Below are 23,262 nucleotides of genomic sequence, written 5' to 3' on the forward strand. Positions count from 1 at the left end.
ATGAAAACATTTTAAGCATTTCAGCTATTTGGTCATCTATTCACAAATTGTAGATATAAATGGCCTTTACAGGCCATTTAGGAGCAAAATTATTCACATTATTTTTTCTGGTCAGTCCAGAGAAGGCTACCAATAGCGGGTAATAACAACACTGCACCTAACATATTTACTAAAAACATGAAGGTTAACAGTATACCCATATCAACTTGGAATTTAAGATCTGAGAATATCCACGTACTCACACCAATCGCAAGTGTAATACCGGTAAATAGAACCGCACTTCCACGTTCAACAAGCGCATTTCGATAAGCAACACTTAATGGTACGTTTTGCTTAAGCTGCCCCATCATCGACGACAGTATATAAATACCATAATCGACACCGATACCTACACCTAAGGCGATTACAGGTAGTGTAGAAACCGTTAAGCCTATTTCTAATTGCACCATAAGTGCTTGTGCAAGTGTTGATACGATATAAAGCGGCAATACCACAGCAATCGTTGCTTTTACGCTTCTAAAGCTCATTAAACATAAGATGATAACGGCACCATAAACATAAAGCATCATTGGTATTTGCGCTTCTGCAACTGACTCATTAGTCGCTGCCATTACACCAACAGGTCCTGACGCTAGTTTAAATGCTAATTTATCAGTGCCCTCTTCTTGCGCAAATTGCTTAACACTCTTAACTACAGTATCTATAGTTTGTGCTTTATGATCATCTAAAAATATAATCACTGGCATAACTGAACAATCACCGTTAAGTAAACCTGTACTAGTTTCAACTCGAGACGTTGACTGCACTAAACTTGCTGAATTTCGTGGCAAGCTTTGCCATTTCAAATTGCCTTCGTTGTAGCCTGCGTTAACCGATTGAGCTACAGAGCTCAAACTTACAGCAGACTGCACACCTGCTACATTCTCTACTTTGTATTGAAAACGGCTTATACGCTCCATCACATCATGCTCAGTACATGCTGCAGGATACGCTTCTACAATTACCTTTAAGATATCAGACGAGATAGTGTACTTGTCTGATATTAAAAACGTGTCTTGATTATAACGAGCATCTTGATGCAGTGATGGCGCGCCTGCATGTAAGTCACCTATACGCATTTTATCTGCTTGCCAGTAACCTAAAGCAAATAGAACAAGGGTAAAACCAATAATCATTTTAGCTACTTTAGGATCAGTCGCTTTAACAAGTAAGTCGCGGATTTTATCGAGCATGTTTGGTTTTGCTGCATCACCAGATTGAATATGTACACTGTTTTCAAAGTTCATGTACGAAGCCCAAACTGGCAATAAGATTAAATTAGTAAATATAATTACTGCTACACCTAAACTCGCTGTAATGGCAAGTTCACGGATAATACCAATATCGATGGTAAGTAATGTTAAAAAGCCTACGGTGTCTGAAAGCAGTGCAATACCGCCTGGCACTAATAAAGCCCTAAAACTTGACTGACAACAAATACGTGTTGTTTTACCTTCACCTACTTTTTTACCAATCGCATTTATCATCTGCACACCATGGCTTACACCAATAGCAAATACTAAAAACGGTACCAAAATAGACATAGGGTCAAGGCCAAAACCTAAACTTGAAAGCAGGCCTAATTGCCAAATAACAGCAATAATGGAACATGCGATAGGCAAAATAGTCAGCTTTAAACTGCCACAAAATAGCCAAACCATAATAAAGGTAAAAGCGATAGCAATGGCAAAAAATACAACCACCCCTTTTGCACCTTCAGCTATATCACCAGCCATTTTTGCAAAGCCAATAATATGAATACTTACTTTGTCCGTACTTAAAGGCTCTCTTAAATCACTTTCTAGCTTTTGTGCAAAAGCTAATGTGTCTAATTTTTGTTGTGTTTGAGGATCAGTTTCTAAAAGTTGAGCAGTTACCATTGCACACGAATAATCGCTGGCAATCATACGTCCTACAACTTTTGCTTTTTCAATGTTTTCCTTTACTACACCTAAACCACGCTTATCTGCTTTAAAGTTAGCAGGAATAATTGGGCCACCGGCAAAGCCATCCTCCACTACTTCAACAAAACGAGCACTGGGTGAAAATATTGAGTTAACTAATGGACGATTTACGCCAGGAATGAAATAAAGCTGATCGTGAACCGCTTTTAATTGAGTAAAGAACTCTGGATTAAATATATCACCACTGTCATCACACACTGAAATCAAAATACTGTTTGCACCACCAAACTGCTTTTCATGCTTGGTATACACTTTCATATAATCGTGGTTTAAAGGAATATTTTTATTAAACGATGCATCTAATTGAATTTGAGTCGCTTTGAATACAAGTAAACAGGTTATAAGTGCAAAACTTATAAGCATAATTAAGCGATGTCTAAAAATCGCCTTTTCAATAAAATCGAGTAGTTTATGCATTAAGGGGTTAACTCCTTCACTTTAATGCCATCTTCTGTAGCCATGATCAGCTTGTTATCTAAAATTACACCATCAAGAATCGCTTTACCGTCAGCAAGCTGCTCATGGGTGAGTAACCCATCTTGAAGATGAAAAATAACGCCACTGTTGGCAAGCATAAGCCATTGTTTGTTATTATAATTAATGATGTTGTTGATCGTCGCTGTTTTAACATTTTCGAAATGCTGCCACTGCTGTTCACCATTTTGCTTTGCAAAAACATTACCTCGAAGCCCTGCCACAATTTCTTGTGTGCTATCTGATGCAACTGCAAAGAATGAACCAGGATAAATTTCTTCTATCCTTTGCCAAGTTTGACCATCATCAATGCTTCTGGCCATCAAGCCCATCTCACCAACCAGCATTAAACCATTATCTGTTTTTTCGATCCGATTAAAGTGCGGTAAAATTGAAGCAGTTTCGGCTTCGTATCCTTCGGGGTCATTTTCTTTTAAATCGTTCAAGTAATCACGATCATCACTAAATAATAGCGAATCTAAAAAGCGTTTTTGCCAATGTTTACCACCATCGGTGGTTTGATAAAACATGCCATATGCGCCCACTGCAAAACCTTTTAAATCATCTTCAAATAGAATATCTAAACATGGTTTGTCTAATTTTGGTTGTGCTTGTTGTAGTTGCCAATTAACACCACCGTCAGTAGTATTTATTATTGTTGCATCGTGGCCACACGCCCATCCATTATTTTCATTACTAAAATCAACGGCAGTCAATAGCACTTGAGTTGGGACTAGCTCAGCTTGTTGCCATTTATCACCCGAGATACTTTTAATAACAGTACCGTGTTTACCTACTGCAATTAGACCATTGCCCGTGTTGGTTATGTCGGTGAGTAAGGTTTTAGCTGCATTTGTTGCACTGATTGCATTGTTAGGGGCTTCTTGTGCAACACTCGCACCGCTTATTATCAGGCTGGCATATACCAAATACTTCATAAATTTTAATCGCCTTGTACGAGAGAGTTGTTTGTCTTTTTACTGGGGAAAGCGTTGCGCGCTGTAAGACAAACGCGATGAGAAAGGAAAAGGCACTTAACAAATTGTTAAGTGCCTAGTTTAATACTATCTACCTGCGCGACGTAAAGCGCTTGAAGTAAATTCGTTATCGTTAAATGACTGTGAAAAATCGTACATTTTTTCTTGGTTATCTAAACCAATTGCTAAATAACGACGAGAATTCAAATCATGATAAACCTCAAGCGTACTCCACTGTGTAGGTACTTCATAGTAATTAAGGCCATAAGCCATTGCTACACGGTAAAGTTGGTCGCGGTTATCATAAATATCAGTAACCTGTACTTGCCAGCTATCTTCATCGATGTAAAACACACGTTTTTTATAGATATGACGTGTATCATCTTTTAAGTTAGCTTCAACAACCCAAACACGGTGTTTTTCGTAACGTGTATGTTCTGGGTTAATATGGCCAGGCATTAAAATATCATCGTACTCTAGCTTATCGCTATGAAGTTTATAGCTGTTATAAGGTATATATAACTCTTGCTTACCTTTTAGTGTCCAATTGTAACGATTTGGCGAGCCATTAAACATATCAAAATCATCGGTAGTACGCAGGCTATCTGCAGCTGTGCCTGGTGCATCATATGCAACATTAGGTGCACGACGAACGCGACGTTGTCCCGAGTTGTAGGTCCATGCTTGGCGCGGCGTTAGTATTTGATCCATTGTTTCATGAACTAATAATGCAGTACCCGCTAAACGAGCAGGCTCTGTAACGCTTTGTTTAAACTTAAACAAAATATTTGAGTCTTGCAGCTCTGCTGGTGTTGCGCTTGGGTCTGAGTATTTAACTAATAACTGCTCATCAAAGCCAACATAGTTATAAGAACCAGATGCAGTCGGTGCAGCTTGACCACCAAAACGCTCAATAGACTGGCCACGGTAACGTAATAAGTGATTCCAAATTGCCTCTAAACCCGTTTTAGGAATAGGGAAAGGAATACCAATCGCCGTATTTTTAATACCGTTACCGCCTTCAATTAATTCAGCAGTCGGTGCAAACTTTTTAGTCGCATCATACACGAACTGAGGGTAAGAAGCAGAACGACGTGTTTCATATACTGGCATTTTAAATGTGTCTGGGTATGCTTCAAATAAAGCAATTTGACCCGGACTTAAATTGGTTTTGTACTTTTCAATATTACTTTTATCAATAGTGAAAAGCACTTTATCAGCTGTAAATGGGTCAAGGTGATGCATACCAGCTTCATAACCTGCTGGGGCAGAAGTAATGCCATTATTCCATGCTGGAATAGAGCCATCAGCATTAGCTGCTTTTTCTGCGCCCATTGGCGTTAAGTTTTGACCTAATTGAGCAACTTCATCAGCGTTTAATTTAGCTAAAGCTGCGCTGCTTGCAAACAAGCTACAAAAAGCTGTAGCGATGAGGGTAGGTTTTTTAATCATAATAATGTTACCCCTAAATAGAATATTTTAAGTTAAAAGAAACGTAATCGCGATCTGAGAAAGTATTAATATCGCCGCCGCCCCAAAACGAGTTATAGCTCACATCAAGTGACCACGCATTTTGGTAGTTAAAGTTCATGGTTGCACCTAAAGATTTACGGTCTTCAATAAATAAGAACATAGGGTCTGGTGTATTACCATTTACGTCATGAGAAAATACAAAACGTGGAGAGAAGTTAATACCTTTGTAAAGGTTAAAATAATCACCTTTAGCAATTAAGCGGTAACCCCAAGAAGACGCAGTAGCAAATGATTTTTCTTCAGCGCCATTTGATAAACCAAGTTGCAATGTTGAGTAATCAGTAGTACCAGGGCCTGTAATTGTGCCACTACGGCCAGTACCCGATACATTTAAACGCATTTCGTCATATTCTGGCATGTTATGAATTTTTACAGCACCCACTTCACCAACAACAGCCCAACTATCGGCACCTAATGAAGGTCCAAATAAGTGAGTAGCCGTGAATTGAATTTGTGATGTATCACGTTCTATATAGCCTTGAGCAACTTCACCCGCACCAACAGAGCTAATATCATCGCCAAAACTCATTTGCGAGATACCTGCAAAATCAGGACGAAGACCTGCAAGCGCTAACTGCTCCGGCATAGCTGTGTAAAGTAACTCTACGTCATCAATTTGCAGTGGTTCATCTTGACGAAACGCAAACTCACCCGCAAAGGCTGTTTCACCAATAGTTGTGTTAAAACTTAAACCATATAGTTTAATATCTTCTGGGTAGTCGTTTTCAGCTTTTGAGAAGGCCGTTAAATCAGCAACATTATCTGACGTAATTTCTGTTGTCATGATCATCGCTAAATCTTGAGCAATTGCTGCCTGTGAAAAGTTTGATACACGACCAGATATAAGTGGACGACGACTATGGTAGTTCACGTGGTATAACGCAATTTCAGTATCATTAAATTCAGGTAAAAATATACCTAAACGTAAACCGTACTGTCCGCCATCTTCAGGTTCATTTTTACCATTATCTCCTTTACCTTTTAACGCAACCTTAGTTGGGTAAGCAAGATACATTTGGGCTAATAAAGCACTCCCTTCAGCACTTGAAGGATCAATACCTCGAGCAGCTGCTGCTAATGCAAAATCAGATGTTAGGTTATTCAAACTATCTGTTAAGAAAGCCACATCAATATCAGGATTAGACGTAAAACCTAATTGAACATTCTGCTGATAACCATTTTCTGCTGCAAAGTCATTAGTAGAAAAGTATGTACCTGCTGCTGGTAAACGTGTTTCTTGCCATTGATATTGGTAGAAACCTTCAAGCGTAATATTCTCAGTAATTCCGAGCGATGCCCAAAGCATACCGATTGGTATAAATGCTTCTTTTAGCTCAGCGCCAGGTGCTTTTAATCGATCTATATCAACTGGGTTTACGTTAATACCATGAGATATAAGCGTACTTTCACCCCAGTTAACTACTTGCTGGCCTAAACGGACAGATAAAGGGTTATTACCATCATTTAAATCAAAATCGGCCCATACAAACGCGTCTAATAAACGTATGTCGGCACAACTTTGTGCTTTGGTGTCTTTATCGTCACATGGATCGACACCCTGCCCTGATGTAGGATTTGAATAAGCGTGATAACCATCCATCAACGCAAAGTCATAAAAATACATGAAGCGAGTGAATAAACCGTAGTTATCTTTATTTATTGAAAGGTCGTGTGTGCCCTTCAATAGTTTTGAGAATGAGTCACCACTATCAAAATTTAAATTACCCGCGTCACCGTTATTTGAATAAGACCCAGGTTGAGCCCATACATCTTGAGATGAGTAAATAGTGTTGTTTAGCGCTGGGTTGTATCCTGTCCAATCAAATGCTGGATTATTACTTTTACCAATTAGGTTAAAGTCTCTATCTTCTACGCGAACACTTTGCCCATATGAAAAGGTTGAATCGAAGGTAATATCAAAACCTCCAGCTTCAAATGTTACAGCTTGAGTACTTGCTGCAGATAAACCTAAGCTAGCGGCTGCTAAACCTATAGCGATTCTATTTTTAACAAAAAGCGATCTTCTTATCATTTTGGTTCCCCCCTGTCGCGGGTCATTTTGTGTGATCAAGTTATTGTTTTTAGTGTAATCATAACGATAGAAGCGAATCAGTGAAATTACAAATACTCGCTTTAATCTGTCATATACTTTTTATTCTGGTTAACGCTTACGTATTGGTAAGACGTCGTACCAGATAATTTATACACGTAATTTAACAATAGGACAAATTGAAATTAACAAAAATACAATATTTTTATGTATATATAACATAAAAACCGAGTGTCAGGCCACTCGCTCTAGGCGGATGAACTTGTTTTCGGGGGTTAATAAGAGTCTAAAACGGCCACGTACACCCAAGCTCGAAATGAAGGGCCTCAAATGCGTAGCAGCAAAACGAATTGTTTTACCGCCATCCTCTACAACTTGTAAAGAGCTAAAACGGCCATGGTAGTAATCCATGCACTCGTTATAGCTCAATCTCAAGATAAAATAATACTCAATCATTTATGCGAGCGCTTTTTCAACCTTTTCATACAAGTCAGCACTTAGGCCATCTAAGTTGGCTAAGCGTTGTAATTGCAGTCTCATTGCTTGTGAGCGTACATCATCGTAACGCTTCCACGACATAAACGGTGTTAACATACGAGATGCATTTTGTGGATTAATTGCATTAAGTTTTATTAATAAATCACCTAATAACGCATAGCCTTGAGCATCTGCTCGATGAAATTGTGCTGTATTAAAGTGGCTAAAACTTCCTACAAGTGCACGTACACGGTTAGGATTTGAAAAATCAAAACACGGGTGTTCGTAAAGTGCCTTAATATCATCTATAGCAGTACTGCCTGATTGCATAGCTTGCAGTGCAAACCACTTATCCATGACTAAAACATCATGACGCCACTGACTATCAAAATGACTCAAAAGCTCGTCTCTAACAGGGTGTGAAGCTTTTACCACAGCGCTTAGGGCACCAAGTACATTAGTCATATTAGTCGAGCTTGCAGCTTCTTTAATAAAGGTTACAGCTTCTGGGCTTTGTGTTTTAGCAAGGTAGTGCAGACATATTTGCTTTAAAGCACGATTCGCAACAGCGCTTGCACTTATACTGCCATCATCTTCAAGAGATTCGTAACAACTAAGAAGCTCATCAGCAAGTTCATCAGCAATGTGTTGCTCAAACTTTTCTGTTATTTCAATAATGTCATCTACAGGTATTACATCAAATTCAGCAGCTAACGTGTCAAAACTCGGCAATTTAAACAGCTCTGCAATTAAAGCTAAATCGCCCTCTTTGGTGTTTATAAGTACACGTAGCGCATTTATAATTTCGCTGCTTAATACGCTATTCGTTGCATCGGTGATTTGAGATTTAATCGCCTTAATGAATAGCTGCTGTTGTGCATCCCAACGTGAAAAATCACTGCGCGCAAAACGCATAATATGCAATAGTTCGGGCTCTGTTGTTTGCTGGTTTAAAATACAAGGAGCAGAAAAGTCTTCGAGTAAAACCGCAACAGGCTTTTCTAAAATATTGTCAAAGCTAAATGTTTGAGTCGTATTTGTTACATCAAGTACATAATCTAGCTTTTTACCTTTATATTGCAGAGCAATACTTTGCCCATTGGCATCAAGTAGTTCAATAGCAAAAGGTATATGAAGCGGTTTATTCTCTGGCTGATTAGCCGGCGCTGCTTGCTCGATTGTCAAAGTGTACGTATTTGAGCTGCTATCAAATTCTTGAATTGCATTTAAACGCGGTGTACCTGATTGGCTGTACCATTGTTTAAATTGCTCTAAATTAACACCTGATGCATCGCTCATTGCACTTACAAAGTCATCACATGTAACTGCTTGCCCATCGTGGCGCTCAAAGTAAAGCGTCATCCCTTTTTGAAAGTTAGTTTCACCCAGTAATGTGTGCATCATACGGATAACTTCAGCACCTTTATCGTATACAGTTACTGTATAAAAGTTATTCATTTCAATAACTTTCTCAGGGCGAATTGGGTGAGCCATAGGGCCTGCATCTTCGCTAAACTGATGCGTACGCATAACTTTGACCGCATCAATTCGGTTAAGTGCACGAGAGCCTAAATCACTACTGAACTCTTGGTCTCTAAATACAGTTAACCCTTCTTTTAGCGATAACTGAAACCAATCTCTACAAGTAACTCGGTTACCTGTCCAGTTATGAAAGTACTCATGCCCTACAATGGATTCAATCGTATGGTAGTCTTTATCTGTGGCTGTTTCTTGATTGGCTAATACGCATTTACTATTAAAAACGTTTAGCCCTTTATTTTCCATCGCGCCCATGTTGAAAAAGTCGACGGCTACAATCATATAAATATCAAGGTCATACTCTAAATTAAAGCGTTCTTCATCCCACTGCATTGCCTTTTTGAGTGAGGCAATAGCATGGGGTGTTTTAGATAAATTACCTTTATCAACAAACAATGCTAATTCTACATCTCTGCCGCTTTTAGTCGTGTACGTATCTTTTAAAACATCAAAATCGCCCGCTACAAGTGCAAATAAATAGCTCGGCTTTTTAAATGGGTCTTGCCATTTCACAAAATGACGACCATCTTGTGTTTCACCACTGTCTACTTGATTACCATTAGAAAGAAGTTGTAGATACTTTTTATCGGCAATAATAGTTACATCAAACGTGGCAAGTACATCAGGGCGATCCATGTAATAGGTGATCTTTCTAAAACCCTGCGCTTCACACTGTGTACAATACGCACCGCCAGATAAATACAAACCCTCTAGAGAAGTATTCGTCTCAGGCGATATCTCGGTCACAATACTTAATTGGCAACTATCCGGTAGGTTATTAATTATTAGCTGCTCGCCAATAATTTCATAATCAGTTATATCAACCGTATCAATAGATAAAGACAGTAAGCGTAAATCAATACCATCAAGCACTAAAGGTGCTTTTTTATCACCAACACGCGTAAGCGTTAGCAAAGAGCTTACTTTGGTTGATAATGGCTGTAAGTCAAAGGTTAGCTCTGTGTGGTCAATTAAAAAATCAGGAGCTTTATAGTCTTTAAGATATTGTGCTTGAGGTTTACTTGATTCAGTCATAGATACTCCAAAACAGCTCCTTTTAAGTTAAAAGGAGCTGTTTAAAATTAGGCGGATTGTTTTGGCTTAATACGTAAAATTTTAATGCCCAAGTAGGCATAAACCACCGCTAAAACAGGGTTAATTAAGTTAAAGAAAGCGTAGAGTGCATAATCAAAAGGATTTATTAGTAAAACGCTTTGCATATATGCGCCACACGTGTTCCATGGAATTAGTGGGCTGGTAATTGTACCGCCATCTTCCAATGTACGAGATAAGTTAACAGGCTTCAAACCACGTTTTTCATATTCATCTTTAAACATACGACCAGGTACAACAATTGCAATATATTGATCGGCCGCTATCACGTTAGTACCAATACACGTTGCTATTGTTGCCGCAATTAACGATCCCGTACTTTTAGCTATTTTAAGTATGCTTTTAACAAAAATATCCAAAAGGCCTGTTTTTTCCATAATGGCACCAAACATCAGTGCGGTCATAATAAGCCATGTGGTTGTAAGCATTCCGGACATACCGCCACCACTGAGCAGGGAGTCCATTTTGTCATCGCCTGTACTTATGCTAAAACCATCAAAAAACGTCGTCCAAACAAGCTTAAAATAGCCAACTAGCTGCCCTTGAGAAACATCAATTTGGCTAGCAATTAAATCAGATTGAAACAACATGGCCCAAACAGCGCCCACAACAGCACCGATAGAGATAGCAGGAAAGGCTGGCATTTTTTTAATCGCTAAAACTAAAAGTACAATTAGCGGGATTAGCATTTCAAAACCAATATTAAAGTTTTGCTGTAAAATAGCCGTTATTTCATCAATGCGCCCCGCTTCGCTTGAAGCAGTTGCGTTAAAGCCCATGAATATAAATATAATCAGTGCAATTACAAAACTTGGTACTGTCGTCCACAGCATATGTTGAATATGCTCAAATAAATCAGCGCCTACAACTGCTGGCGCTAAATTGGTTGTTTCAGACAGCGGGCTTAGCTTATCGCCAAAGTACGCGCCAGATATAACCGCGCCTGCTGTAACTGTTTGCTCAAGCCCAAGACCCGTTGCAACGCCTAATAAAGCAACACCTATCGTAGCGGCAGTAGTCCAAGAACTACCAATACTCATAGCTACAATGCCACAAATTAAACAACTCGCTGCATAAAACCAACTTGGATTTATAACTTGCAAGCCATAATAAATTAAAGTTGGTACAGTTCCAGAAAGTAGCCAAGTGCCAATTAACGCACCTACCATAAGTAAAATTAGGATAGCGCCAAGCGAAAGCGTTATACCTTCAATCATGGCTTGTTCTAACTTTTTCCATGTATAACCGTTTTTAAGCCCAATTAAAGCCGCTGCAAAAGTAGCAAATAAAAGTGCAATTTGGTTAGGGCCTGATGAAGAGTTATCACCAAATAAGTAAACTGCAGCACCAAGTAAACAAATTAATACAGAGATAGGAATTAATGCATCAAAAAACGAGGCGGGCTTGATTGGTTTGTCATCCAATAGCTTCAAAGTAGAGACTCCTACACACACTTACTGTGTGTTTAATTATTATTTTTAGCACGTAAAGCGCATTAATTGAGCGTCATAAATCTAGCTCAACTTTATGTAATCAAGGATTATAACAATTTAGTAAATTTTAGGTAGTAAAAAAGGCGCTAAAGCGCCTTTTTTATAGAGGTAAAACCAATTGTTACTTCTTAGCTATACGACCATAATTAATATAATCTTGAGTAATTAATGCAGCTTCTTCCAAAAATGGGTCAAGCTCTTCAATTACTTCAGGTAAATCGTCTAAGTTTTCTACCGGATCTTTACCTAAACGCTTAAGACGTTCGTTAGTACGTACAAGTGCACGTGCTTCACCTTCATCTTTTTCTTTAATACGCGTAGCTTCAACTAAAGAGATAGTTTTACGGTCTTTCTCTTCGTTGTATAAGGTAATGTCATTAAATACATAACCAAATTCTGGTTCTGATTTAATTCGTACTTCGTGTTGTTTCTCAAGGTACGTAATAATAGGTGTTAGATTACCTAGTTTTTTGTATTTCGCTTTAACAATGCTGTCCCAAGGAAGTGCATTATCTTGCTTACTTTCGCCCCACTCTGCAGGATCGATTGCTGATGGAAACGAAATGTCAGGGATCACACCTTTATGTTGCGTACTACCACCGTTAATACGATAAAACTTAGCAATTGTATACTGCACGCTACCCAGCGCATTATCGTATAAATCGTAAGCGCGGCCTAAGCCTTTGTGCTGCTGCACAGTACCCTTACCAAAAGTTTGTTCGCCAATAATAACCGCACGACCGTAATCTTGCATAGCTGCTGCAAATATTTCAGAAGCAGAGGCACTGTAACGATCAACTAAAACAGTTAAAGGACCATCATAATAAGTTATACCATCGCGGTCTTTTTGCTCTTCAATACGGTTATTTAAGGTATGAATTTGAACAACTGGACCTTGGTCAAAAAACAAACCAGACAGTTGTGTTGCTTCATATAAAGAACCACCACCATTTTGGCGTAAGTCGATAATAATACCATCAACTTTTTCTTCTTTAAGCTTAGCCAGTTCAGCTTTTACATCTTTCGAAAGATTATTGTAAAAGCCTGGAATTTCAATCACGCCAACTTTACTTGTTAAATCAGAGTATTTGGCTTCAAATACTTCTGATTTAGCCGCTCTATCTTCAAGTCGAATTTTATCACGCGTGATTTCAACAACTTTAGGTGCGCCGTGAGCGTCAACACCTTTTAAATACTGTAGACGTACTTTAGTCCCTTTAGGACCTTTAATTAAATCAACTACGTCATCTAAACGCCAGCCAATTACGTCTACAAATTCTTCGCCATCTTGCGCAACACCAATAATGCGGTCATCAGCTTTAATTTGATCTGTTTTATCTGCAGGGCCTCCCGGCACTAAGCTGCGAATAACAGTGTAGTCTTCATCAGGGCTTAGTACGGCACCAATGCCCTCAAGCTCTAAGTCCATATCCATTTTGAATTGCTCTGCTCGACGTGGCGATAAATAAGACGTATGCGCCTCAATACTGCGTGCTAGCGAATTCATAACAATTTGAAAAGCATCTTCTGAATTAGATTGTACTAAACGTTTTTCTGCATTTTTATAGCGTTTGGTCAGCACTTCTTTAATGCCTTCCCAATCTTTACCCGTCATTTTTAAACGCAGTGCGTCGTACTTTACACGCTCACGCCAAATTTCATCAAGCTCAGCTTGTGACACAGGCCATGCTGAATCCTCACGGTCAAAAAAGTATTCATCTTCTTTATCAAACGTCATTTCTTTTTCAAGTAAAGTAAGTGAATACTCGTAACGTTCAAAACGGCGTTTAAGACTTAAGTTAAAAATATCAAACGTAAAGTCTAATTTACCGGTAGTAATAGCGTTATCAAAGTCATCACGATATTGCTCAAAAGAAGCGATATCGCTGGCTAAGAAAACGCTTTTGTTAAAATCAAGGGATTCGATATAACGATCGTACACTTTACTAGAAAGCTCATCGTTAAATCGAACCGGTGTATAGTGTGAACGAGCAAATAAGCTAGCCACTCGTTTGCTAGCAGTACCATGTTGACTCTCTTGCTTAAGCTGGGGTAAATCGTCAATTGTAACGGCTTCTACAGCAGCAAATAATGAACCTGAAAACAGGGCAGCAACTAACGGAATGAGCGTAAACTTTTTACTCATACACAACTCCTTAATTTATTTACAACTTAAACGATGTATAAGCTGTCAGCTTTGGTTTTAACTTGCATACCTGTCACTAATTCAACATGAACGTCATCTTTGTTCACTTCAGTGATTACTGCATTTACAAGTGCTTGGCCAAGTTTAACCTTAACCTTATTATTAACCTTGACCTCAGTTGCTGGTAAAGGTTCAATTTTTCCTGAACGTTTAACTGGCGCTGCTTTAGCAGGTTTGTTAGCCGCAGGTGCGTTTTTATCGCCTGCTTTGCTAGCATGAGCTGGTTTTTTCTTGAAAGATTTAGAATCAGAATCTTGGCGAGGACGCTGTTGTTTTTTGCGTTTTGCCATTTTAGCGCGGCTTTCTTCCAATGCTTTTTGTGCATGGTCGATATGCTCTTGCTCAACTTTTTCACCTTGATTACCATCAAGATCAATACGAAACTCTGACTTTGTCACAGCTTCTAAATAACGCCAATTAGACGTGTATTTTCTAAGCGCTTGACGAACTTGAGTCTTACTTACTTTTTCAGACCCTTCAATACGCTCAGCAATATCTTTAAAAATACCTACTTTAAGCGGCTTGATGCCATCTTTTTGTTTAAAACATTGTGGGAATTCTTGATATAAAAATTCCAACACTTCATTAATATCTTTTAGCTTGTTTGTGGTTTCCATTTTAGAACCTATTTTTCACATCTTTTCATCAAGGGACGAATCGACGTAGTGTGTTACCCAGTCGACCAACTCTTCGAAATCGGCTTCTATTACAGCCATATCACCCCGAAGGTGTTCCCAAATACCATTAATTGTTTCATCAATAAATTCACATTCTGAATCATCTGGAAGACGATCCCATGCAATATGAATTAAATCATTGAGCGTTTCCGCTACATGCTCTTCTTCGCCTTCCCAGTCGCCAACATCTTGCACAGCAAATAGGTAGTCTTGAACATTTAGCAAATCTTTCATTACAGGCTCGCCTCTAAGCATTTCACTAATGCTTCAAGACCAGCTTTATCATCAGCATCAAATCGACCAATACTTGGACTATCAATGTCTAGTACTGCGAATACTTTACCATGTTTCATGATAGGTACAACTACTTCAGAGTTAGACGCTGCATCGCAGGCTATATGGCCGTCAAAAGCGTGAACATCTTCAATTAATTGTGTTTCTGCGGTTGCCGCAGCTGTCCCACATACCCCTTTCCCAACGGGAATACGGATGCATGCAGGATTACCCTGAAACGGACCAAGTACTAATTCAGTAGGAGAATCCATAAAGTAAAAGCCCGCCCAATTTACATCTTCTAAAGAGGTAAATAACAGCGCGCTTATGTTTGCCAAATTGGCAATTACATTAGATTCACCAGCTATCAGCGATTCAGTTTGCTTAACTAATGACTGGTAAAAATCGTGCTTTTGCATACCAAACTACTTCTTATTAAACATACAGTAGCTAAAGGTACTCTTTGTCGTGAAAAATTGGAACCTTTTGGAGGTAAAAAAAAGGAAATCGCACCGTTTATCAGCGTGCTTGGTCAATAATGCTGCGATTATTTTTTACCGATTTACGAAGACCAAATAAAAACAGTCCGGCTGCAAATGCTGACATAACACTATTAATCAAAAATATCTCGCCAGTTGAGGCACTTAATAAGTAACTAAATATAGCGCCACCTAACAAACCAAGCGTTAATACACCTGAATAATTAACTTTAGAATACTTAAACATTAGTAAATACCCTGGCACAACAAAGGCCGCCATTGTTAAGCCTACAATATGTGCATTTGAGATAGCAGTCATCAACAGTTGAAAAAATACGGATAAGAAATCACCCTGTAGCGTTAGTGCATAATACAATCCTAACAAGCTGCCAATAATTACCGGGGACAATAATGAAAGCGCGACGCTTTTTGCGAGTTGATGTTTCATCTAATAATCCTTAATACAGAGTATAAATTTTAATGTATTAAGCATGCACCAAGATCTAAAGCTTAGAAATAGAGACTATGGTCGTAACTTATGATGATAAAACATACAATATATAAGCTCGGTAATTTAATAAAGACAAGCACTAGACTTTTTTGTTAATGGATCGAGAGGTCGGGATTTGAACCCACACTCTCGAATTAAATAGTTGAATTAAACGACTTACTACAAGAATACTTATTTAATAACGTAAACAAACCAATCAAAGACCTCATTTAAAGGTAGTATTGTTATTCAACATTACAACCATAATGAGTTTGCAAATTTTGTTCATGTTCTAGATTAAAAGGCACTGAGGGGTCAAAAGTGGGGGCATCTTTCACTTGCTGCTGCGTCATATCAACATAAATTTTAGAAGTAGGCCAACTCACCTCTTTAATCCATTTGGGAGCAATCAAAACCAGATGACCCAACCACCAATTACTGGTGTTAATAATCAAATAACGAATTTCCCAGGTGTCGGTATCTATCAACATACCTTGTAAGTGACCTAGATCACCGTCTATGACATCAAGTTTGTAACCCGTTACTGCATTACTACTGCGTAGATGATGATCATTATCTTGAGATAATGCAGCATCAACATCTGCGAAATTATCTGGTGCATCTAAGTTATCAGGCTTTGGTGCGACACTATAATTACCAGGTGACATCATATTAGGGCCGGGATCACCTCCCAAAATATCAGTGTTATCCCAATAATGTGAGTAACCATAATATCGCATGTATTCTAGCTCATACTGCCTAGAAACTGGCTTTTCGCTATCCATATCAGGGCAATTTTTAACTTGTTTTCTTGAAATTGTAACAGTGAGCGTCTGTGGTTTCTGATTCAACTTTTTAATTGATATAGGTGAAAGTAATATTTTTTTGCTCAATAGCCAAGTGCCACTTTCAACCACCAAATATCTGATCACCCAGTGTTTATCATCAAAATAAAAATCTTTGGTAAGCCCAATATCTCCATCCGATGCATCAATGGCTAAATTTTTTAAATCATTCAGAGTATGTAACATGACGTATTTGCTCCAAGTTAAAGATGGCAAACAATAAATCATTGTTTTGTTAATAGAGTTTATATTTAAAAGCTTGCAGCAATATTCTCATTCAATCTGTTCGCTATCGCACCGAAGTAGCATGAATACAAGGCTAATCTAGATTTATCTATACATTTTAAGGTGAATTGAATATGGCTAAAATAGAAAAACTAGAGTTAGCAGCCCATCGCAACGATATTATTGAAGACGTCAGTAATTTGATTGAGAAATATCGCACTATTTTTGGCTGGGATGTGCCCGATATCGATGAAAAATTGGCAAAAAATTTAATTGTGAATGAAGTTCGCCAAGCGCTTGATAATATCAACAATGAATAAATTACAACGACCTACCAAGCTAGCTAAAAGTTCGAATGCAAACAGATGAAATCTCTGCAATCGCTTATTGTATATTTGCTGTTTGCTTATTGGATCTGAGAGCTAAGATAATTTGAAAAAGAGTCTGTTCTGAATATTACTGCTTATGTGTTTGAATTTTGCTTGCTCTGATATTTTGCGCCCCACCACTGACCTGAGGAATACTATAATGCCCAGACCAATAAAGCCCAAAACACTTTACCACTCAACATTTAAACTTATTTTTAAGCTCCCGCTTATTGCGATACTAACACTATGCGGGCCGTCCGCTTTTGCAGGCGATGGACCATGGCCGTCGTTTACAGCGACAACACTCAATGGCGAAAAAGTAGACAGTAACAAACTGATAGGTCAACCAACACTACTCATACTTACGCCGTCTCGTAATGCCGCAAAATCTACTCGGGAGTGGGTTAACACATTACGTTCAAAAATCGATCATGATAAATATCGGATTCGGGACGTCCTAGCTGTCAATTTACCATTCTTTATGTCGGAAGAGGATGCCATTGGTCGGGCAAAAGAAAAAGTACCGCAACGCTACCACGATCAAACTTGGATTCTGAACTCACAGGTCATGGAAGAAGCGTTAGGTGTGCCCTCAGATAGTGATGAAGCAGTCATTGTTGTTTTGGATAAGAACGGTGATCTGATATCGCAGGTTCATGGTAAAGTTACAACAATCCGAATGAATGAGATCACCAATGCCTTGCAGAGCCTCGCAAGAAGCTAACAACTCCACTACTGACCATTAACGTATCAAATAAAATCGTTCAGTAGTTTAGCGCGTGATTTAATTCGTTGAATTGCTTAAATACTTATGCGAATTGGTATAACATTTCAATTAAACGATATGTTCTCTTTTGAGTTTTAGAATGAATCTCAAGCATGAGCAAGTGCAGTACTTTTTTTGAACAAAAAAAGCCCGCTAAATTAGCGGGCTATTTTGTTATATGGTGGAGAGATAGGGATTTGAACCCTAGATGGGCTATAAACCCATGCCGGTTTTCAAGACCGGTGCATTCGACCACTCTGCCATCTCTCCGATACTGCTAAGTTAAAAGTAAGAGTGTACTAATAACTATTTAAATGAATGATACTTTAATTACCACACACTTATTAAATAAGTGGTGGAGAGATAGGGATTTGAACCCTAGATGGGCTATAAACCCATGCCGGTTTTCAAGACCGGTGCATTCGACCACTCTGCCATCTCTCCGCACGGCCTGCATAATAGGGAAACCCATCCCTTTTGTGAAGCTTTTTTTTAAATTAATTGTTTAAGTGCTTAAAAAACAATTAATTTGTCTAAAGTTAGAACAAAGTGTTTTTAATTTAGCCGTCAATACTCTTTTATTTAAATATTTAACTCTATTGATCTACAAAGGTTTGCCCAAACATATAAGAGTTGGTAATCTAATTTTAGTTAAATTATCGAAACACACACGTTTCACTTAAAGGAGCTCTACAATGGCGTTTAATCAATCGTACAATACCGCGAAACCGGTAATGTCTACCATTGAAACAAACAAGGTACTTAAAAACACCTACTTTTTACTAGCTATGACACTTGCGTTCAGTGCTGTTACAGCCGGTATTTCAATGGCACTACAATTACCTTACTTTATGGGAATTGTGTTTACACTTGTTTCGTTCGGTTTATTATTTGTTGTAAATAAAAAAGCAGATACAGCATCTGGTGTATTTTGGGTGTTTGCTTTCACAGGTTTAATGGGGGCAGGCTTAGGTCCATTGCTTAACCATTATGCTGCAATGCCTAATGGCCCAATGCTTATTATGCAAGCGTTAGGTTCTACGGCGCTTATCTTTTTTGGTTTATCTGCTTATGCACTGAACACTAAAAAAGACTTCTCATTCATGGGTGGCTTTTTAACGGTTGGCTTAATCGTTGTGATTGTAGCTAGCATTGTTAATATTTTTGTTGGCAGTTCACTTATGTTTATGGTGCTTAATGCGGCAGTTGTATTGATCATGTCTGGCTTGATTTTATTCGATACAAGCCGAATCATTAACGGCGGCGAAACCAACTACATTCGCGCAACAGTGTCTTTATACCTAAGCGTATATAACTTATTTACGTCTTTACTTGCTCTACTTGGCGCAAGTGATGACTAATTAAATAGTTCTGTTAAAATAGCCCCTTAATTGGGGCTTTTTTATTGGAATTGTTTTGTCACGTTTTGTTCTTTCATTACATACACCACCATCCGATCACGATACCACGCAACGGTTAGTTAAGTTTGCGAATGCATGTTTAGCCCAAGGGCACACCATTGATGCTATTTTTTTATACCAGCAAGGTATTTATCAAGCATCTACCCACTTTGATTTATCCTCAGACGAACTTCAAATTTCAGTACTTTGGCAGCAACTCGCCGATCAAAAACTAAATTTAATGCTGTGTGTTACCGCCGCTGAAAAACGCGGGTTAGATATTAAAAACACAGGTGTATTTGCAGTTGCAGGGTTAGCTGAATTTGCAATGCTTGCAAGCGACGCTGATAAATGGGTGCAATTTAAATGATAAACGTATTAGTAATGAGTCAGTGCAGTCCATTTGACGATTTAAATATTCGTGATGCACTTGATATGACATTGATATTTGCTGCCGTTGACCAAAATGTGAGTTGGTTGTTTAGCGGCCCCGCCGTTTTAGCTTTAAAAAAGCATCAACAACCAAACAATATTGGATTAAAAGATTTTTTTAAAAACATTAAAACACTCGAAATCTATGATGTTGAAAACATCTACGTGTGTGAAAAGTCATTGCTTGATTATGGTTTAAATAAACATGATTTACTCATAGAGGCAAAAGCACTCAACTTTAGCCAACAACAAACACTAATCAAAGCGCAGCAACATGTGGTGAATTTATGAGTACATTACATATTTTTTCTAAGCCGCTTAACTATTATTCGGCAAATCAGCTAGAGAACTTAATTTTATCAGACGATAACGTGCTACTTGTTGGTGATGCCTGCTTTGCAAAAAAACAATTTAGGCAATTTGCAGATACACTGTTAATACTTGAACAAGACGCGCAAGTACGTGCAATAAAATTAACAGATAACGATAAAGCCATTAGCTATGAAGACTTTGTAGCACTCACTTTATCAACTAATCAATCAATTACGTGGTAACTCATGCTTGAATTTAACAACCAACAGATTGAAACCGACAAACAAGGCTACTTGCTTGACCATACTTTGTGGTCAAAGGAGCTTGCACCTGTAATTGCTATCCAAGAAAACATTACCCTTAGCGTTCAACACTGGGAAGTCATTAACTTTGTTCGTGATTTTTATATTGAATATAACACTAGCCCAGCAATTCGGATGCTTGTAAAAGCAATGGCTAAAGCACTCGGTGAAGATAAAGGAAACAGCCTTTATTTATATAAATTATTCCCTAAAGGTCCTGCTAAGCAAGCAACAAAAATCGCCGGATTACCAAAACCAGCTAGGTGCATATAATGAGATCTAAATCAGGCAATAATCAAGTAACTGAATCCAAGCCAAAAAGAAGTACAGGGCGTACTTATTCACGCAGTGCACTTAACAAAACGCCTTCAGGTAAAAGAGAGATAAAGCCGCAAATAGCATCTAAAGACAGAAAAATTGTGTTATTCAATAAACCATTTGATGTGCTATGCCAATTTACGGATGACGCAGACAGAAAAACTCTCGCTGAGTTCATCCCTATTAAAGAAGTTTACGCAGCAGGAAGATTAGACAGAGACAGTGAAGGTTTATTACTTTTAACAAACTGTGGGAAATTGCAAAACAGCTTAACTGCACCTGATAAAAAGACGAATAAAACCTACTGGGCACAAGTTGAAGGTGAACCAACAAGTGAATCAATTAATGATTTATGTAATGGCGTAGAACTTAAAGACGGGCTTACACTCCCCGCTAACGTTAAAATAATTGATGAACCTACAATTTGGACTCGTAATCCGCCTGTACGCGAGCGAAAAGCAATCCCTACCACTTGGCTAAGTATTACCATTAATGAAGGTAAAAACAGACAAGTTCGTCGAATGACCGCGCATATTGGTCACCCTACACTTCGCCTTATTCGCTACAGTATTGGCAACTATACGTTGGATGATATTAATTGTGGTGAATACAAAGTAATTAAGGGCGTAGTTGATGCATAAACCGCATGTAACGGTTGCAGCAATAGTAAAAAAGCAAAATGAGTTTTTACTTGTCAAAGAGCGCGATAAATTTACAAAGCAAATTTGTTACAATCAACCTGCGGGTCATTTAGAACAAAATGAGACACTTGCACAAGCCGCAAGCAGAGAACTACTTGAAGAAACAGGCTTAGCGCTTGAGCCAGTCGGCTTTTTAGGTGTGTATAATTTACATGCCGAAAATGGAGTACACTATTTACGGTTCTGCTTTTTATTTGAAGCGCCTAATAATATAAAAGCACCAACGCCAGTAGATACCGACATTATTAGCGCTAACTGGTATACATTAGAGCAAATAAAATTATTACCGCTTAGAAGCCCTTTAGTGTTGAAGTGTATTAACGACAGCCTGAATCGACCAGTATTAAGCCTAGAAACTATTTACAATTAACTATATTGGGGGGTTAGCTTAAATAAAGTAATTAACTCTATTTTATTTACTCTGAGCTTAGCGCTATACAATTACGCCCTTGTTTTTTAGCATAATACAGGGCGTTATCAGCGGCTTTAACAAAGCTAATTTCATCACTATTTGTATAGTCACTGATGGTATTAATACCCATACTTATAGATAAAAATCCGGTAAAGCTATCCTGGTGTGCAATAGCTAAGTTTTCTACAGCTTTTTGTATTTGCTCAGCTATAAACAACGCCCCTTGCCTATCGGTTTGAGGTAATAAAACAACAAATTCCTCTCCCCCATAGCGAGCAACAAAATCTTCTGGGCGACTAACCGTTGAAGCAATTTTTTGAGCCACATCATATAAACACGTATCGCCCGCTACATGCCCATATCGGTCATTAAATTGTTTAAAATAGTCAATATCGATAATAATCATCGATAGCATGCCTTCGCATTCTTTTGCTCGTTCATACTCATGCGTTAGTTTTTCATCAAACCGACGCCTATTTGCGATTTTGGTTAATGCATCTAAAAAGGCCATATCTCTGAGTATATCCTCTGCCTCTAAACGCTCTGTAGCATCATTAAAAACAGCTAAGAACTCTTCACCTATATCAATCCCTGATATCTCCATCATCACTTGTGAGCCATCATGACAAGACACACGATAGTTATTTGCGGGTATATCGTTATTATTATTCAGCGCTTTTTCAAGTGAGTCTTGCCACAGCTCTTTTGCAAGTGCTCTGTATTGCGGATCTGGATACGCTTTTTCCCACCACGATTTAAGATTAGGTACATCCTCTACTGTATAACCAAAAACATCTACAAAACGTTGATTAACTTTCAAAATATCACCCGTCTTAGCACACACATTACATACCGGCATTGGCAAAACGGTAAATAACCTAGCGTAGTGACTTATCTCATGTTTGCGCATAGGGTTGAGTGTACTTTGAGGTAAGTAACTCATTGGCATATCACTTTTTTCAATACTAAGCTTTTCATCCATTTCTAAAGCGAAATACCATTCAAGCCACCAGTGCTCCACATGCTCCAGCACCTTTAGCTCAATGTTCTTTTTAAAGGTTGAACCCTTTATTAAGCTAAATAACTCATGTACATGGTTTGGTTCTTGGTAAATATGAGGGTTTTTGAGTTTTATTAACTCATAAAAAAGGTGATAGGCTGACTTTTTAAACTCTGTCGTTTTACTGGAGAGTAATTCACTATCCACAAAATCAGATTTGCGTGTGTAGTGTTCAACTAAAGAATTTATCTTGTTTATTTGATAGGCATAATTCATATATTCATTCCATTGACTATATATCAAGCGACTTAAAGTGGTTTACATTCATATACTCACCACTATTTTTATTTTATTAAGTGTATATTTACTCTAGTAGTTTTAAAAGAAAATACTATTA

Annotated in this window: 23 protein-coding genes and 2 tRNA genes; 9 read left to right on the forward strand and 16 right to left on the reverse strand. The window is 38.2% G+C overall.

Annotated features, from left to right (window positions below; all coding sequences use genetic code 11):
* Positions 1-98 precede the first annotated feature (98 nt).
* The 13 genes from CXF76_RS12115 to CXF76_RS12175 form a co-directional block, all read right to left on the reverse strand.
* Positions 99-2,420: an efflux RND transporter permease subunit gene (locus CXF76_RS12115; RefSeq protein ID WP_101163781.1), complete on the reverse strand. Its 2,322-nt coding sequence runs from the start codon at positions 2,418-2,420 to the stop codon at positions 99-101.
* Positions 2,420-3,415 (reverse strand): WD40/YVTN/BNR-like repeat-containing protein, encoded by a 996-nt coding sequence (locus tag CXF76_RS12120; protein WP_024589187.1) that lies wholly within the window; start codon positions 3,413-3,415, stop codon positions 2,420-2,422. The genes CXF76_RS12115 and CXF76_RS12120 overlap by 1 nt, the downstream gene beginning before the upstream one ends.
* Positions 3,416-3,541: 126 nt before the next feature.
* On the reverse strand, positions 3,542-4,906 hold the full coding sequence (locus CXF76_RS12125) for a DUF1329 domain-containing protein (protein ID WP_101163782.1): 1,365 nt from the start codon (positions 4,904-4,906) through the stop codon (positions 3,542-3,544).
* Between the two features lie 13 nt (positions 4,907-4,919).
* On the reverse strand, positions 4,920-7,019 hold the full coding sequence (locus CXF76_RS12130; RefSeq protein ID WP_024607861.1) for a DUF1302 domain-containing protein: 2,100 nt from the start codon (positions 7,017-7,019) through the stop codon (positions 4,920-4,922).
* Positions 7,020-7,271: 252 nt separating this feature from the next.
* Positions 7,272-7,493 (reverse strand): DUF2835 family protein, encoded by a 222-nt coding sequence (locus CXF76_RS12135; protein WP_101163783.1) that lies wholly within the window; start codon positions 7,491-7,493, stop codon positions 7,272-7,274.
* Positions 7,494-10,088 carry an aminopeptidase N gene (gene pepN / locus CXF76_RS12140; protein ID WP_101163784.1) on the reverse strand — a complete coding sequence of 865 codons (2,595 nt, stop codon included), beginning with the start codon at positions 10,086-10,088 and terminating at the stop codon, positions 7,494-7,496.
* A gap of 47 nt (positions 10,089-10,135) precedes the next feature.
* On the reverse strand, positions 10,136-11,599 hold the full coding sequence (gene nhaC / locus CXF76_RS12145) for a Na+/H+ antiporter NhaC (RefSeq protein ID WP_007586912.1): 1,464 nt from the start codon (positions 11,597-11,599) through the stop codon (positions 10,136-10,138).
* Positions 11,600-11,780: 181 nt separating this feature from the next.
* A complete protein-coding gene (gene prc / locus CXF76_RS12150; protein WP_101163785.1) occupies positions 11,781-13,805 on the reverse strand; it encodes a carboxy terminal-processing peptidase in 2,025 nt (674 codons plus the stop codon).
* Between the two features lie 26 nt (positions 13,806-13,831).
* Positions 13,832-14,482, reverse strand: coding sequence for an RNA chaperone ProQ (proQ, locus tag CXF76_RS12155; protein ID WP_007586916.1), 651 nt, complete (start codon positions 14,480-14,482; stop codon positions 13,832-13,834).
* Positions 14,483-14,497: 15 nt separating this feature from the next.
* A complete protein-coding gene (locus CXF76_RS12160; RefSeq protein ID WP_002961910.1) occupies positions 14,498-14,776 on the reverse strand; it encodes a hypothetical protein in 279 nt (92 codons plus the stop codon).
* Complete coding sequence (locus tag CXF76_RS12165; protein WP_007586917.1) at positions 14,776-15,234, reverse strand: GAF domain-containing protein; 459 nt, start codon at positions 15,232-15,234, stop codon at positions 14,776-14,778. Before CXF76_RS12165 ends, CXF76_RS12160 begins: the two co-directional genes overlap by 1 nt.
* 100 nt (positions 15,235-15,334) lie before the next feature.
* Positions 15,335-15,742 (reverse strand): hypothetical protein, encoded by a 408-nt coding sequence (locus tag CXF76_RS12170; RefSeq protein WP_024589180.1) that lies wholly within the window; start codon positions 15,740-15,742, stop codon positions 15,335-15,337.
* 287 nt (positions 15,743-16,029) lie between these two features.
* Positions 16,030-16,815 carry a PRC-barrel domain containing protein gene (locus tag CXF76_RS12175; protein ID WP_101163786.1) on the reverse strand — a complete coding sequence of 262 codons (786 nt, stop codon included), beginning with the start codon at positions 16,813-16,815 and terminating at the stop codon, positions 16,030-16,032.
* A 173-nt stretch (positions 16,816-16,988) separates the two neighbouring features.
* On the opposite strand from CXF76_RS12175, the gene CXF76_RS12180 reads away from it, so the two are divergent.
* Both CXF76_RS12180 and CXF76_RS12185 read left to right on the forward strand, forming a co-directional pair.
* Positions 16,989-17,174, forward strand: a complete 186-nt coding sequence (locus CXF76_RS12180; RefSeq protein WP_024589178.1) for a hypothetical protein — start codon at positions 16,989-16,991, stop codon at positions 17,172-17,174.
* A gap of 208 nt (positions 17,175-17,382) precedes the next feature.
* A complete protein-coding gene (locus CXF76_RS12185; protein WP_232785119.1) occupies positions 17,383-17,946 on the forward strand; it encodes a hypothetical protein in 564 nt (187 codons plus the stop codon).
* Positions 17,947-18,167: 221 nt separating this feature from the next.
* Here CXF76_RS12185 and CXF76_RS12190 read toward each other — a convergent pair.
* Positions 18,168-18,258: transfer RNA gene (locus tag CXF76_RS12190), tRNA-Ser, on the reverse strand.
* An 83-nt stretch (positions 18,259-18,341) separates the two neighbouring features.
* Positions 18,342-18,432, reverse strand: a tRNA-Ser gene (locus CXF76_RS12195).
* 251 nt (positions 18,433-18,683) lie between these two features.
* Between CXF76_RS12195 and CXF76_RS12200 the strand changes: the two genes are divergently transcribed.
* From CXF76_RS12200 to CXF76_RS12230, 7 genes are read left to right on the forward strand one after another with little or no spacing between them, the layout of a single operon-like run.
* On the forward strand, positions 18,684-19,349 hold the full coding sequence (locus CXF76_RS12200) for a Bax inhibitor-1/YccA family protein (RefSeq protein ID WP_007580214.1): 666 nt from the start codon (positions 18,684-18,686) through the stop codon (positions 19,347-19,349).
* A gap of 55 nt (positions 19,350-19,404) precedes the next feature.
* Positions 19,405-19,758 (forward strand): sulfurtransferase complex subunit TusD, encoded by a 354-nt coding sequence (gene tusD / locus CXF76_RS12205; protein WP_101163787.1) that lies wholly within the window; start codon positions 19,405-19,407, stop codon positions 19,756-19,758.
* A complete protein-coding gene (gene tusC, locus CXF76_RS12210) occupies positions 19,755-20,111 on the forward strand; it encodes a sulfurtransferase complex subunit TusC (RefSeq protein ID WP_007580210.1) in 357 nt (118 codons plus the stop codon). Before tusD ends, tusC begins: the two co-directional genes overlap by 4 nt.
* Positions 20,108-20,374 (forward strand): DsrH/TusB family sulfur metabolism protein, encoded by a 267-nt coding sequence (locus CXF76_RS12215; protein WP_007580209.1) that lies wholly within the window; start codon positions 20,108-20,110, stop codon positions 20,372-20,374. The genes tusC and CXF76_RS12215 overlap by 4 nt, the downstream gene beginning before the upstream one ends.
* 3 nt (positions 20,375-20,377) lie before the next feature.
* Positions 20,378-20,707: a TusE/DsrC/DsvC family sulfur relay protein gene (locus CXF76_RS12220; protein ID WP_007580207.1), complete on the forward strand. Its 330-nt coding sequence runs from the start codon at positions 20,378-20,380 to the stop codon at positions 20,705-20,707.
* Positions 20,707-21,393: a pseudouridine synthase gene (locus CXF76_RS12225; protein WP_101163788.1), complete on the forward strand. Its 687-nt coding sequence runs from the start codon at positions 20,707-20,709 to the stop codon at positions 21,391-21,393. Before CXF76_RS12220 ends, CXF76_RS12225 begins: the two co-directional genes overlap by 1 nt.
* On the forward strand, positions 21,386-21,823 hold the full coding sequence (locus tag CXF76_RS12230) for an NUDIX domain-containing protein (RefSeq protein WP_101163789.1): 438 nt from the start codon (positions 21,386-21,388) through the stop codon (positions 21,821-21,823). Before CXF76_RS12225 ends, CXF76_RS12230 begins: the two co-directional genes overlap by 8 nt.
* Positions 21,824-21,869: 46 nt before the next feature.
* Here the strand turns inward: CXF76_RS12230 and CXF76_RS12235 are convergent, their stop codons facing one another.
* On the reverse strand, positions 21,870-23,141 hold the full coding sequence (locus CXF76_RS12235; protein WP_101163790.1) for a sensor domain-containing diguanylate cyclase: 1,272 nt from the start codon (positions 23,139-23,141) through the stop codon (positions 21,870-21,872).
* Positions 23,142-23,262: the final 121 nt, after the last annotated feature.

This window comes from Pseudoalteromonas sp. 78C3, assembly GCF_002836695.1.
In the GTDB taxonomy this organism is placed as follows: domain Bacteria; phylum Pseudomonadota; class Gammaproteobacteria; order Enterobacterales; family Alteromonadaceae; genus Pseudoalteromonas; species Pseudoalteromonas arctica.